This is a genomic window from Cupriavidus pinatubonensis (genome assembly GCF_019602855.1).
Lineage (GTDB): Bacteria > Pseudomonadota > Gammaproteobacteria > Burkholderiales > Burkholderiaceae > Cupriavidus > Cupriavidus pinatubonensis.
The window spans coordinates 2,682,431-2,695,007 of sequence record NZ_CP080767.1 but is presented as its reverse complement, the minus strand read 5'-3'; the positions used below and the strand labels follow the sequence as shown (position 1 = coordinate 2,695,007).

Sequence of the window (12,577 nt, the reverse complement as noted above, 5' to 3'; positions counted from 1 at the left end):
ACAGTTGCAGGAGCACCACATGGACGGCAGCCAGCAGCAAGATTCATCGGCCACGCCAGAGCGCAAGGATAGCGGAGGCGGCTTGCAGGATGCCCCGGCGCGTGGCCTGCGGCTGGTCGTGCCGCCAGGCGCGACGGGCAGCACGGAACGCATGCCAGACCCGGTGCCGTCGGCGCAGATGACGCTGGTGGAGCAACTGACCGAATGGGCCCGCATGCGCATCGACGAACGCGTGTTCCGCGCGGGCATGCGCATGCCGTCGATCCGGCAATTGGCGCAGGAGAAGGGGATTTCCCGCTTCACCGTGGTGGAGGCGTACGAACGCCTGGTGGCGCTCGGCTATCTGGAATCGCGTCGCGGCTCGGGCTTTTACGTGCGCGAGCGCGTGGCGCAGGCGTCGGCGGTCCCGGTGGCGCCGGTGGCGGTGGCCGCGCGCAATATCGACGTGACCTGGCTGCTGCGCAGCATGTTCCATACCGCGGAGACCCACAAGGCGCCCGGCCTCGGCTTCCTGCCCAACGAATGGCTCGATGGCGAACTGATTGCCAGTGCGCTGCGCGGGCTCGGCCGCCAGCCCGGCAACCATTTCCTCGCCAGCGGCACGCCACAGGGCTTCCTGCCGCTGCGCCAGCAACTGCGCACGCGGCTCGAGGAACTGGAGATCGGCGCCACGGCGGAACAGATCGTGCTGACGTCGGGCATCACGCAGGCGCTGGACCTGATCGCGCGGCTCTACCTGCGCCCCGGCGACACCGTGCTGGTCGGGGACCCTGCCTGGTTCGTGATGTTCGGCCGCTTTGCCGCGCAGGGTGCGCAGGTGATCGGTGTGCCTTATACGGCCGAGGGCCCCGATCTTGAAGCGCTCGAACGCATCGTCCAGGCGCACCGGCCGCGGCTCTTCGTCATCAACTCGGTGCTGCATAACCCGACAGGTACGTCGCTGTCGGCCGCCAAGGCGTTCCGGCTGCTGCAGATGGCCGAGCAGTACGACTTTCTGATCGTCGAGGACGATATCTACTGCGACCTGTGCCCGCCGGGCCATGCCGCGACGCGGCTTGCCAGCCTCGACCAGCTTCGCCGCGTGATCTACCTGGGCAGCTTCTCCAAGACGCTCGCTGCGAACTTGCGCGTCGGCTTCGTCGCCGCCCATCCGGAGCTGGCTGCGACGCTGACCGACAGCAAACTGCTGGCCGGGCTGGCCACGCCCGAGATCAACGAACGCGTGCTGTACAAGGTGCTGACCGAAGGCCACTACCGCAAGCACGTCGAGCGCGTGCGCGGGCGGCTGGACCGGGCCCGCGACGAGACCCGTCGCGAGCTGGAGCGCCGTGGCCTGCGCCTGTTCCCGGGGCAGCACGCCGGCATGTACCTGTGGGCCGACACCGGTCGTGACACCAACGCCATCGCCACGTCCGGGCACGAGGAAGGCTACCTGTTCGCGCCCGGCAGCCTGTTCTCGCCGTCGCAGATGCCGTCCGGATGGATGCGCTTCAACGTCGCCAGCAGCGGCGATCCGGACATGCTCGATTTCCTGTCCCGGCAGCTCGAACGCCTCTGACAAGCCACTGATTCGGCTCTTACAGGAAAGCGGGGTCTTGAAATCCGCCGGTGCCGGCCCTATTTCGGGAGGCATTGGCGACGCGCCAGACCCCATTCCCTGATTTTCCGGATTCGAAGAGGAGAACCATGTCCGCACCGCACGAAACGATGAGCTTCCAGGCGGAAGTGAAGCAACTGCTGCACCTGATGATCCACTCGCTGTACAGCAACAAGGAAATTTTCCTGCGCGAGCTGGTATCGAATGCTTCGGACGCCACTGACAAGCTGCGCTTCGAGGCGATCGCGAATCCCTCCCTGCTCGAGAACGACGCCGACCTGGCCATCCGCATCGAGGCAGACACCGCTGCCCGCACGCTGAAGATCACCGACAACGGCATCGGCATGAGCCGCGACGAGGCCATCCGCAACCTCGGCACCATCGCCCGTTCAGGTACCAAGGAATTTTTCCAGCAGCTTTCCGGCGACCAGCAGAAGGACGCCGCGCTGATCGGCCAGTTCGGCGTCGGCTTTTACTCTGCCTTTATCGTGGCCGACAAGGTCACCGTCGAGACCCGCCGCGCGGGCGTGGCCGCCGACGAAGCCGTGCGCTGGGAAAGCACCGGCGACGGCGAGTTCACCGTCGACGCCATCACGCGCGCCGAGCGCGGCACCACCATCACGCTGCACATGCGCGAAGGCGAGGACGATTTTCTGTCGGCCTGGCGCCTGAAGAGCATCATCCAGAAGTACTCGGACCACATCTCGCTGCCGATCCGCATGCCCAAGGAAGTGTGGGATGCCGACACCAGCGCCTACAAGCGTACCGACGAGTGGGAGAGCGTCAACCAGGCCAGCGCGCTGTGGACGCGTCCGAAGTCGGACATTACCGACGAGCAGTACATCGCGTTCTACCAGCACATCGCGCACGACAATGAAGCGCCGCTGTCCTGGACGCACAACCGCGTCGAAGGCCGCAGCGAATACACGCAGCTGCTGTACATCCCGGCACGCGCGCCATTCGACCTGTGGGACCGCAACCACAAGCACGGACTCAAGCTCTACGTGAAGCGCGTCTTCATCATGGACGACGCCGAGCAGTTGTTGCCGTCGTACCTGCGCTGGGTCAAGGGCGTGATCGATTCGGCTGACCTGCCGCTGAACGTCTCGCGCGAATTGCTGCAGGAAAGCCGCGACGTCAAGGCGATCCGCGAAGGCAGCACCAAGCGCGTGCTGTCGATGCTCGAATCGCTGGCCGACAGCGAGGAAGAAGCCGAGCGCGCCAAGTACACGACCTTCTGGCAGCAGTTCGGCCAGGCACTCAAGGAAGGGCTGGGCGAAGACAACGCGAATCAGGAACGTATCGCCAAGCTGCTGCGCTTTGCCTCGACGCAGAATGACAACGCCGAGCAGAGCGTATCGCTGGCTGCGTACGTCGGCCGCATGAAGGAAGGCCAGGACAAGATCTACTACGTCACCGCCGACACCTGGGCCGCTGCAAAGAACAGCCCGCACCTCGAAGTGTTCCGCAAGAAGGGCATCGAAGTCCTGCTGCTGACCGACCGCGTCGACGAATGGATGCTGTCGTTCCTGCGCGAGTTCGACGGCAAGGAGCTGGTCTCCGTGGCCCGCGGCGACCTGGACCTCGGCAGCCTCGCTGACGAAGCCGAAAAGGCAGAGCAGGAAAAGGCCGAAACCGAATGGAAGGACGTGGTCGCCCGCGCCAAGACCGTGCTCGAAGGCAAGGCCAAGGACGTGCGCGTGACGCTGCGCCTGACCGCATCGGCATCGTGCCTGGTCTCGGACGAAGGCGATATGAGCGGCTACCTGCAGCGCCTGCTGAAGCAGGCCGGCCAGAAAGCGCCGGACGCCCAGCCGATCCTGGAATTGAACCCCGAGCACGCGCTGGTGAAGAAGCTGCGCGACCTGCCGGAAGGGGACGGCTTCAATGACCGCCTGCTGGTGCTGTTCGACCAGGCACTGCTCGCGGAAGGCGGTATGCTGGATGATCCCGCCGCTTACGTGCAGCGTGTGAACAAGCTGCTGGCCTGAACATAGGCGTGAAGAGAAGGGCCGGGCGACCGGCCCTTTTTTGCTTCTGGCCTGCGTGAAGGAGAAGGATACAACTGAAGTCGATTGACGATGCTGAAGCGCTGCTTTCCTCCTGTAGTCGATGCCGAAACACGGGTGCTGATTCTTGGAAGCCTGCCGGGGGAGGCGTCGCTGGCGCAAGGCCAGTATTACGCGCACAAGCAGAATCAGTTTTGGCGCCTCGTTGGCGATACGATCGGCGAAGCTTTGGTGCAGATGGACTACCCGTTGCGCCTGCAGACACTGCTGGCTCACCACATCGGCCTGTGGGATGTCGTGGCCGAAGCCAAGCGCGAAGGCAGTCTCGACAGCAACATCCGCGATCACGCCGGCAATGACCTGATCGGCCTGATCGATTCGCTGCCGAGCCTTGCCGTGATTGCGTTCAACGGCGGTACCGCCGAGCGTATTGGATTGAAAGCACTGCGCGAGCATGGCGATCGCCATCACATCGTCAGGCTGCCCTCCAGCAGCCCTGCGCACACCAGGTCCTACGGGGAAAAGCTGAGCGCCTGGCAGGCGTTGCAAACGTGGCTGCCTGCCGGGTCGCGCTGACATTCACCCGGCTGCCTATCCCAACTCCGGCTGCGTAGCCGCATAGCTCGGCCGCGCACGCATGATCGCATGAGCGTGCCGGATATTCGGCCGCGTTTCCAGCATCGCCGCGCTTTCGGGGAATCGCCCCAGGTATTCGACGATCGGCGCGAAGAACAGGTCGGCCATCGACAAGGCATTGCCGACCAGAAAATCGCGTCCGCCGTATGCCTGCTCCAGGACATCGAGCTGCTTTTCGATATCGGGCAGTGCCGCATCGATGACCGCGCGATCGGGCTGGCCGTCCTTGCCTTTAGGGAACACATAGTGCAAGACGTAGCGGCGCACCATCGCATCGTAAGCGTGGCAGTTGATCAGGCTGATCCACTGCTCGCAGCGTGCGCGGGCAGTTGGGCCGGTCTGCGGAATCAGGTTCGGGCCACCGAAGACTTCGTTGATGTAGCTCAGGATGGCGCGCGTTTCGTAGAAATCGATCGGGCCGTCGCTGAATGCGGGAATGCGGCCGAACGGGTTGTGGGACAGCAGTTCGTCGCTATGCGGCGGGACCGGCTTGAGCGTGTAGCGCACGCCTTTCTCTTCGAGCGCCAGGCGCACCGTGCGCACGTAGGTGCTGCGCGCATCGCCGTAGACGGTCAGCGTGCCGGCGCTGCCTTCGGCATCCAGATAGTCGCTGAGGTTGTTGAAGACCGATTGCCAGCCGTTGTCGTGCGAATCGCGCGTGGCTGCGTCGGGGAAGCCGGAATGGCGCATATGCAGATGCGTGCCGCCATCCTTGTCGGTCAGCGTGATCTCGATCAGCGTGCGCACGCCGGCCGGTAGTTCGCTGCCTTCCCATTGCCACGTGTACGCCAGGAAGTTGGCACGATCGATGGCCTGATACTCGCCGCCGACGATGTGTTGCTCGCCGTCCTTCGCGCCCATCACAAGCCGGTAGCGGCCCCCCAGGCGCGCGTCGGCGCTGGCTTCCCGCACCTGCATGCCGCGCGGGCAATGCCAGACAGCCAGCGCGGCCTGGTCGGTAAATGCATCGAACACCCGCTCGCGCGGCGCGCGGATCTGGCGGGTCATCTCCAGATGAAACGTTGCGGCTTGGGTCATGACTTGGTCCCCTTTTTTCGATGGGTAACAGCGGTCTCGGATTCCGTTTGCTCGACGAAGGCCACCAGCCTGTCGAGATTGCCTTCCCAAAGCTGGCGATAGGTCTCCAGCCAGCCATGCGCATCGCGCAATGCGCCGGGGCGCAGATGGCAGATGCGCCAGCGTGCGTTGATTTCCCGCTCGATCAGCCCGGCATCGGCCAGCACCCGCAGATGACGGGAGATGGCCGGGGCGGAGATGTCGAACGGCCGCGCCAGTTCGCTGACCGGAGCGTCGCTCTCCGACAACCGCGCAAGAATCGCGCGTCGCGTCGGGTCGGCCAGGGCGGCGAAGATGGTGGAGAGCGGGTCGTCTGCGTTTGGCATGATGTCATTTAACGCATTGGTTAAATGAAGGTCAAGGGCTGTTACATCTGGTGGTTCGTGGAGGCGGTGAACTACGCCGAACTGTCGGGAAGCGAACAGAGCGCATGCCACGAGACGAGTAGGTTGGCCAGCGTTGCCGGTGACGCGCTGTACCGGCAAGGCCTGACACGGGGCGATGCTTCCACGAGGCGAACCATGAAATGCATCCATAGCGGTTCCACCATCCTGCGGATGGTGTTCCTGGGACTCGCGCTGCAGTCTGGCGCTGCGTTGGCTCAACAGTCGCTGGACCAACTGGCTGGCGCGTGGACCTATGTCTCAGTCGATACCGTCCGCTCAGACGGAAGCCGCACGCCAATGTACGGGCCCAACCCCCATGGTCTCGTGATCTTTGACGGTCGTGGTCACTACGCGCTGGTCAATGCGCGCGGCGACCTGCCAAAGTACGCATCTAACGATCGAATGAAAGGCAGTGCGGAAGAGTATCGCGCCGTCGCGCAAGGTTCGATCGCGCACTTTGGTACGTATGTCGTCAACGAGGCCGACAAGACCATCACCTTTCGCATCGACTCTAGTACTTTTCCGAACTGGAACGGTGTCGAGCAACGAAGACCGTTCGTCCTTTCGGGAGATGAATTGCGGTGGACCACGCCGGCCGCTTCTGGCGGCGGTTCGGGTGAGGTGGTGTTGAAGCGCGCCAGATGATGATGAAGAGAGGCACCACGGCATTGCTGTAGTGGAACGCCACGGCACTTCCTGTACGATGACGGCTCGCCCCACAGTTCCGGGCCGCCTGCCGCCCGGCCCGCCATCTGCAGTTTTACCGGGGGAAGTGCCATGCCGCATTCGGACTGGACCCACGAAGCGATCCACAGGATCGAGGCCGATTTCAACCGGTCTTCCGATACCCACCTGATTCCGCTGGACCTGCCGGGCTATCCGGATATCCGTTTCTACTTCAAGGACGAATCGAGCCACCCGACCGGCAGCCTCAAGCACCGGCTGGCGCGTTCGCTGTTCCTTTACGCGTTGTGCAACGGATGGCTGCACGCAGGCAGCACAGTGGTGGAGGCTTCCAGCGGCTCGACCGCGATTTCGGAAGCGTATTTCGCGCGCCTGCTCGGACTGCCATTCGTGGCGGTGATCCCTGCCGGCACCTCGCGCGCGAAGGTGGAGGCGATCGAGTTCTACGGCGGGCGCTGCCACTTCGTCGCCAATCCGTCGGAGATCTACACCGAGTCACACCGCATCGCGCGCGAATCGGGCGGGCACTTCATGGACCAGTTCACTTACGCCGAACGCGCGACGGACTGGCGGGCCAACAACAATATTGCCGAGTCCATCTTCAAGCAGATGGCACAGGAGGCGCACCCCGTGCCCGCATGGATCGTGGCCAGCGGGGGCACGGGCGGCACGGTAGCGACGCTCGGCCGCTACGTGGCGTACCGGCGGCATCAGACGCGCATCCTGTGCGCCGATCCGGAGAACTCGGTGTTCTTCGACCATTTCCAGGGTTGCCTGGAAGGCCAGCCGGACCTGGCGCTGACGCTTGATACGGGCTCTCGCATCGAAGGCATTGGCCGCCCGCGCGTGGAGCGCTCCTTTATCCCGACGTGCGTCGACGCGATGCTCAAGGTGCCCGACGCGCTCTCGTTTGCGGCCATGCGCTATCTGGCGCAACGCTTCGGGCGGCGCGTAGGCGGATCGACCGGTACCAACTTTGTCGGCGTGCTGTACCTCGCGCAACGCATGCGCGCGGCGGGGCAGGCCGGCGCGATCGTCACGCTGCTTTGCGACAGCGGCGAGCGGTACGCGACGACGTATTACGACGATGACTGGTACCAGGAGCAGCGCATTGCCGTGGATGTCGCGGATGCGCTGATCGGGCGTGCGGTCAAGGGCGAGCCGGTGCTGACTCCGCACGCGGTGGCCGGGCTGGCAGAGGCCGGTTCCGGCATTCCCGGCAGCGCGGGACAATGATCGCGCGCGTTTCTGTCACAATCGCGGCTTTCCTGCGCTGGCTGCGTCCAGCCCGCCCGAACAAGCAAGACATGACCCTACTGAAACGCAAATCGATCGAGGCCGTCGCCTCGCGCCGCCCCGCGCGCGGCACCCGGACTCGTGGCGAACGCCCGGCCAAGGAAGAAAAGCGCATGACGCCGCGCTTTGCCCCCGTCACGTTTTCCGAGATGGATGGCGTGCGTTACCTGCACTTCGGCACCGAATGGGTCCAGGGTGCGATGCGCCTGCGCAAGCCCGATGCCATCGAACTCGAATACGCGCAGCAGATGATGGCCTGGCTGCTGTTCCTGTCGCCATCGGCGCCGGACTTCCACGTCGTGCAGCTCGGACTCGGGGCGGCGGCGCTGACCAAGTTCTCCCACCGGCATTTCGCGCGGGCACGCGTGACCGCGGTCGAGCTGAACCCGGCGGTGATCGTTGCCGGCCGCAGCATGTTCGGCCTGCGCGAGGACGATGCGCGCCTTAGCGTGCGCGAGCAGGACGCGTGGGATTACGTGATGGATGCCGCGAGCACGGCTTCGGTCGATGCTCTGCAGGTGGACCTGTACGACGCCACGGCACGCGGCCCGGTGCTGGACACCACGGCCTTCTATCGCGCCTGCCGCCGCACACTGAAGGCGCCGGGCGTGATGACTATCAACCTGTTCGGCGATCACGACAGCTTCCCGAAGAACATCGAACGCATCTGCGATGCCTTCGACAACCGCGTGCTGGTGTTCCCCGAGGTGCACGACGGCAACGTCATCGCGCTCGCGTTCAACGGCCCGGCGATCGATGTGTCGTGGGAAACGCTGGAAGCGCGCGCCGACGTGGTAGAGACAAACACCAAGCTGCCGGCGCGTGACTGGGTGAAGAAGCTGCGTGCCGCCAATGCGCGGCAGGAAGAAAAGCTGGTGATCTGATCGGTCCGCTGCCCGGAGCCAGGCTCCGGGCTCGCGGCCGTTACTGCTTGTGGAAGAACTGCGCCAGCGACCATTCGTCGGTGCGCGCCTCGTACTTCAGGCCGGTCTTCATCGCCCACATCGCGAGCTGGCTATGCGACGGGATGACCGCATGGTCGTCCAGCGCGAACTTCGCGGCGGCCTTGGCGTTATCCTCGCGCGCCTTGTCGCTGCTGACGGTGGTCAGTGATTTCTCGATCAGCTTGTCCAACTGCGGATTGCTGTACTTGCCCCAGTTCCACGTACCGTAGCCGGTCTTGGGGTCAGGCGTGCCGGCGATCGAGCGCAGCGCCACGTCGGCGGCGGCGGAACCCCATCCCAGCATCTCGAACGAGAAATCGCCCTGGCGCGCGCGCGTGAAGTACGCGGCCACGGGCAAGGTTTCCACCTTGGTCTGGATGCCTACGCGCGTTAGCATGCTCGCGGTAGCCTGCGCCACGGCGGCATCGTTCAGGTAGCGGTTGTTGGTTGCGTGCAGCGTCAGCCCGAAACCGTTCGGATAGCCGGCGGCGGCGAGCAGTTTCTTCGCGCCTTCCGGATCGTAGGCGTCGGGTTTGGTGCCGGGGTGCCCGAAGATCTGCGGCGACACCAGCGAAGAGGCCGGCACCGCAAGGCCTTCCATGATGCGGCTGACGATCGCGTCGCGGTTGAGGGCCTTGGAGATTGCCGCGCGTACGCGTGCATCCTTGAACGGGTTCTTGCCCAGCGGCTTGCCGGCCTTGTCGGTGACGTAGGGCGGGTTGTCGCGCGACTGGTCCATCTGCCAGAAGATCGTGCGCCATGACACGGTCTGCTCGATGCGGAATTTCGGGTTCTGCTTGAGCTTGGCCACGTCGGCGGCGGGCACGCTTTCGATCACGTCGACATCGCCGGCGAGCAGGGCGGAGGTGCGGGCGCCGTTGTCGGTGATGATGCGGAAGATGGCTCGATCCCACTCAGGCTTGGCGCCCCAGTAGTCGGGATTGCGCGCCATCACAATTTCCTGGCCGCGGGCGAAGCGCACGAACTTGAACGGGCCAGTGCCGATCATGGCCTTGCCGGAATCGAAATCGGCCTGCGTAAGCGTCGCGGCGACCTTCTTCGGCATGATCGGCACGCTGTTCAGGTCATTGGCCAGGTTGGCATAGTTGGCCACGTTCATGGTCAGCCGCACCGTGAGCGCGTCGGGCGTGTCGATGCGCGCGATCGGCTTGGTGTAGCTCGTGAACGAGCCGGGGCTGTTGGTCAGCTTCTCGGGCCGCTCGAGCGATGCCTTGACGTCCGCGCTCGTAAACGGCGAGCCGTCGTGCCATTTGACGTTCGGCCGCAGCTTGATTTCCCACGTGGTCGGGTTGACGGGCTTCCACGACAGCGCGAGCCCCGGGATATAGCGTGCATTCTTGTCCATGAACACGAGCGACTCGAAGATATGCAGCGCGATGGCATTGTTCGGCCCGGCATTGTTCCAGTGCGGGTCCATGGAGGTGACATCGGCCGCCAGGCCGACGCGCAGGTCTTCGGCGTATGCGCTGCCAACCGGCGACAACGCGAACAAGGCGCCGCACAGCAGTGCGGTGCGGGCGACTCCGGAAACGATGGACGGGCGGCGGGAATTCATGGCGCTAGGCTCCTCATGCTGGCCCGGGCGGCCGCGGGCGAGGAGGGCGCGCGGCCATGGGCTGTTCTCAAGCGGTTGTCAGGCAATTTGCCCGCATTGTGCCGGCAAAACGACATCCCTGCAGGCTTTCCGATCAGATGCGGTTGATTGGCGCCGGTAAAATGGCGGCCATGTTTGCCAATTCCCCCACCATTGTCTCGGCGCAGTCCGACATCCACGAACATCTCGCGGCGCGTGTGACGCGCCATCTTGCCGAGCCGTTCCGCAAGCCGATCGGCGAGGTGAGCCGGCGTGCGCTGGACGAGGCGCTGGCGCGCTGGCGGCAAGCCGGCAACGTGCCGCTGATCCTCGACGCAGGCTGCGGCGTGGGCGAAAGCACGCTGCGCCTGGCCACGGCCTTCCCGGACCATTTCGTGATTGGCGTGGATCAGTCGGAAAAGCGCCTTGGCGCCGGCAAGGACTGGTGGGGTGACGCGCCGATACCGGGCAACTTCTGCTGGGCGCGGGCCGATCTGGTCGATGTGTGGCGCGTGTTGCAGGAGTATGGCGTGCCGGTGGCGCGGCACTATGTGCTCTATCCCAATCCCTGGCCGAAAATCGGCCACCTGGGTCGGCGTTGGCAAGGGCATGCGGTCTTTCCCGCGCTGGCGGCCTGTGGCGATTATCTCGAGTGCCGCAGCAACTGGAAGGTCTATGTCGACGAATTCGTAACGGCGCTGGGCATGCTGGGCCGGCCGTCGGTGACCGAGGCGTGGCAGCCTGAAACCGCCATGACGCCGTTCGAGCGCAAGTATGCGGCTTCAGGGCATGGCCTCTGGCGCTGCGTAGCCCAGCGGTAAGCGGAAAGCACAACGGCCCGCAGTGCGGGCCGTTGCATGGGGCTGAAGCGGCGCCGTGGCGCCGTTCCGCGTCAGTGGAACAGCGGCTGCTGTGTCGGCGCATCTTCGGGCAGCTCGGCGTGAACGATCTCGCCGTTGCGGTCCGCATAGAGCGGCGTGCCGCAGTCTTCGCAGTACTCGGGATCGAACAGTGCGGCGTGGCGGAAGATGTCTTCGACGCCGGCATTGCGCAGTTCCTCGCAGATCTGTTCGAGCGGGTTGCCCTTTTCGTCGGCATCGACTTCGCCGGCTTCGCGGCCGTAGACGGGCCAGACGATGCCGTAGATCACATCCTTCTCGCCGCGCATCGTGAAGCCGACACGGTACTCTTCCACCACTTCCTCGCCGAACGCCGCGACAACGGCCGCCAGCTGGCCGGCGGGAACGTCGAGCGTGCCGCTCAGGTAATTCACGGCCGCGCGCACGGTCAGCGGGCGGATGCTCTTGTCGGACTCGCGGCAGGACAGGAAGAACGCATCCGGCAGCAGCAGCTCGAACTCGCAGCCCGGTAGCAGCAGCGCCACGGTGGCCTGCACCTGGCTGCGCCACTGCTCGAGGCAGGTGGAGCGCTCGGCATGATGCTCCTTGGCATCTTCCTGCCAGCGGAACAGCGCCTGTTCGTGCGGAGCGACGACCACCGCCAGCAGGTAGCGGGGATCAGCCAGGATCGGTGCGGTCTCAGGCAGGTCGCGCAGGTCGACCTTCGGCACGGTACCGCTCAGGGCGGCAGCCGCGAGCTTGTGTGTCAGCGCGAACGTGTCGCTGTGCGTGCGCGGCAGCTGGTCGATGCTGTACAGGTACGGCGACAGCGCGACCTTGGTGCCGGTGGCCAGCACATGCGCCTGCAGGTGCACAGCCAACGTCTGCGCGAGGTCCGGCTTCAGCGAGCCGGACGGAATCGCGTAACGTGTATGCGCGAGGATGGGGGCAGCCACCAGCAGGGCGTCATAGCGCACGCCGTCGACTTCCACCATGGCGGATTCGGCCAGCGTCTCGGCCTGTTCGGCCAGCACGTCCGAGGCATCCGCATTGTGCTTGAACAGGTGTTCGAGCGCCGCGTCAAGCGCGGTCTGGCTGCCGTTCTTCAGCAGCCGGCCCAGGCGTTGCGAGAGCCGCCGTTCCCAGTATGCGTCCTCCATGCGGCTGCCCGATGCGTCAAGGGCGAGCGCATCGGCCACCAGTCGCTCGGCATCGGGCGAAAGACGCGGGGAAGCCTTGGGGCGAAAACCTGCCATAGAGTGAAATTATCCGTTTTTGCGTAAAACGGTATTCTACTCGCTGCGTCGACAGGAATGATGCCAGCCCGATACCGCCGGCACCTCCTGCAAACGATCTTACTTTTGCGAGGGCGCGGCCGGGGCGTGGGTTTCGGTGCCGTGCTGCTCGCCGCCCATCGATACGTCGCCGCCGCCCTTGCTGAGCAGGTAGAAGGCAGCGCCGGCGACGACAACGAATGCGATGATGATCTTGACCATGGTGTCTCCTGTCATGATG

Annotated in this window: 12 protein-coding genes; 7 read left to right on the top strand and 5 right to left on the bottom strand. The window is 64.8% G+C overall.

The window, feature by feature from the left end; translation table 11 throughout:
- Positions 1 to 19: 19 nt before the first annotated feature.
- The 3 genes from K2O51_RS25170 (at position 20) to K2O51_RS25160 (ending at position 4,182) form a co-directional block, all read left to right on the top strand.
- The gene (locus tag K2O51_RS25170) at positions 20 to 1,558 is read left to right on the top strand and encodes an aminotransferase-like domain-containing protein (protein ID WP_011298494.1); all 1,539 of its coding nucleotides are present in this window, start codon (positions 20 to 22) and stop codon (positions 1,556 to 1,558) included.
- A 128-nt stretch (positions 1,559 to 1,686) separates the two neighbouring features.
- Positions 1,687 to 3,588 (top strand): molecular chaperone HtpG, encoded by a 1,902-nt coding sequence (gene htpG / locus K2O51_RS25165; RefSeq protein WP_011298493.1) that lies wholly within the window; start codon positions 1,687 to 1,689, stop codon positions 3,586 to 3,588.
- A gap of 90 nt (positions 3,589 to 3,678) precedes the next feature.
- The gene (locus K2O51_RS25160; RefSeq protein ID WP_011298492.1) at positions 3,679 to 4,182 is read left to right on the top strand and encodes a DNA-deoxyinosine glycosylase; all 504 of its coding nucleotides are present in this window, start codon (positions 3,679 to 3,681) and stop codon (positions 4,180 to 4,182) included.
- A gap of 15 nt (positions 4,183 to 4,197) precedes the next feature.
- Here K2O51_RS25160 and K2O51_RS25155 read toward each other — a convergent pair whose 3' ends face one another.
- Together K2O51_RS25155 and K2O51_RS25150 are read right to left on the bottom strand one after the other, a co-directional pair.
- Positions 4,198 to 5,280: an SRPBCC domain-containing protein gene (locus K2O51_RS25155; RefSeq protein ID WP_220630916.1), complete on the bottom strand. Its 1,083-nt coding sequence runs from the start codon at positions 5,278 to 5,280 to the stop codon at positions 4,198 to 4,200.
- Positions 5,277 to 5,645 (bottom strand): ArsR/SmtB family transcription factor, encoded by a 369-nt coding sequence (locus K2O51_RS25150; RefSeq protein ID WP_011298490.1) that lies wholly within the window; start codon positions 5,643 to 5,645, stop codon positions 5,277 to 5,279. The genes K2O51_RS25155 and K2O51_RS25150 overlap by 4 nt, the downstream gene beginning before the upstream one ends.
- A gap of 24 nt (positions 5,646 to 5,669) precedes the next feature.
- On the opposite strand from K2O51_RS25150, the gene K2O51_RS25145 reads away from it, so the two are divergent.
- The 3 genes from K2O51_RS25145 to K2O51_RS25135 all read left to right on the top strand — a co-directional run bounded on the left by K2O51_RS25145 (position 5,670) and on the right by K2O51_RS25135 (position 8,569).
- On the top strand, positions 5,670 to 6,350 hold the full coding sequence (locus tag K2O51_RS25145; protein WP_235679762.1) for a lipocalin-like domain-containing protein: 681 nt from the start codon (positions 5,670 to 5,672) through the stop codon (positions 6,348 to 6,350).
- A 132-nt stretch (positions 6,351 to 6,482) separates the two neighbouring features.
- On the top strand, positions 6,483 to 7,625 hold the full coding sequence (locus tag K2O51_RS25140; RefSeq protein ID WP_011298488.1) for a PLP-dependent cysteine synthase family protein: 1,143 nt from the start codon (positions 6,483 to 6,485) through the stop codon (positions 7,623 to 7,625).
- Positions 7,626 to 7,696: 71 nt separating this feature from the next.
- Positions 7,697 to 8,569 (top strand): class I SAM-dependent methyltransferase, encoded by an 873-nt coding sequence (locus tag K2O51_RS25135; protein ID WP_181184508.1) that lies wholly within the window; start codon positions 7,697 to 7,699, stop codon positions 8,567 to 8,569.
- Positions 8,570 to 8,609: 40 nt separating this feature from the next.
- Here the strand turns inward: K2O51_RS25135 and K2O51_RS25130 are convergent, their stop codons facing one another.
- Positions 8,610 to 10,205: an ABC transporter substrate-binding protein gene (locus K2O51_RS25130; protein WP_011298486.1), complete on the bottom strand. Its 1,596-nt coding sequence runs from the start codon at positions 10,203 to 10,205 to the stop codon at positions 8,610 to 8,612.
- A gap of 161 nt (positions 10,206 to 10,366) precedes the next feature.
- Between K2O51_RS25130 and trmB the strand changes: the two genes are divergently transcribed.
- Entirely contained in the window at positions 10,367 to 11,044 is a 678-nt protein-coding gene (gene trmB, locus K2O51_RS25125; protein ID WP_041679664.1) for a tRNA (guanine(46)-N(7))-methyltransferase TrmB, read from the top strand.
- Positions 11,045 to 11,115: 71 nt separating this feature from the next.
- On the opposite strand, the gene K2O51_RS25120 is transcribed toward trmB, so the two are convergent.
- The gene (locus K2O51_RS25120) at positions 11,116 to 12,318 is read right to left on the bottom strand and encodes a DUF2863 family protein (protein ID WP_011298484.1); all 1,203 of its coding nucleotides are present in this window, start codon (positions 12,316 to 12,318) and stop codon (positions 11,116 to 11,118) included.
- 99 nt (positions 12,319 to 12,417) lie between these two features.
- Entirely contained in the window at positions 12,418 to 12,558 is a 141-nt protein-coding gene (locus K2O51_RS25115; protein ID WP_166487010.1) for a hypothetical protein, read from the bottom strand.
- Positions 12,559 to 12,577 lie beyond the last annotated feature (19 nt).